1 pseudogene is annotated in these 576 nt (G+C 41.7%); it reads left to right on the top strand.

Going from position 1 to position 576, the window contains the following annotated elements:
- Window positions 1–272: 272 nt before the first annotated feature.
- Window positions 273–576 (top strand): annotated as a pseudogene (locus R7040_RS28545) (murein transglycosylase A); the annotation flags it as partial.

Raw genomic sequence — 576 nt, 5'->3', positions numbered from 1 at the left:
GCCGTTCGTTAAATATTGTGTTTTCTATTTGAGCATTCGCCATTGCGCGAGTGCTCAACATTCCTATCTTTTTGATATCCACATCAGTTCAGACATTGTCTGGACAATTTCGTAAATATTCTCCTGTTATCATGTTGTTCGTCCCGAAATGGATGATTTAACAACAAGTAAACGGATTGGCTTAGTGTTGAAACATTTTGTCGTCGCTTTTCAATTGCGTCGTTTGCATTTGTTTGCCATCCTTTTGCTATTCTTTTTTACGGAAAAATCACGTGTTAAAAAAACTCCTTCCTATTATTTCTTTGAGTCTGCTATTTGGTTGTGCTCAACAAAATGATCGCGCTCAGCAATATCTCGATGGTGAGTTCCCTCAGATCCTAAATAAAGTGGATGTAGTTGAGTCCAACAAACCACGCGATTTTACTGAGTTTAATAAGCAAGCTGAGCAAGTGGTGATGAAGTCACCATCCATGGCGAAGATTTACCAACCGCTTTACCAAAGACTGAGTGAGTGGGCGCAGCAAAGCGGAGACACCAGCGCGTTGAGTGCGTTTGGCATTCAAGCCGCGCAATTGG

The sequence above is a fragment of the Vibrio sp. 1069 genome, from assembly GCF_033340555.1.
The sequence above is the reverse complement of the archived record's forward strand: the minus strand, read 5'-3'. Positions and strand labels throughout refer to the sequence as shown.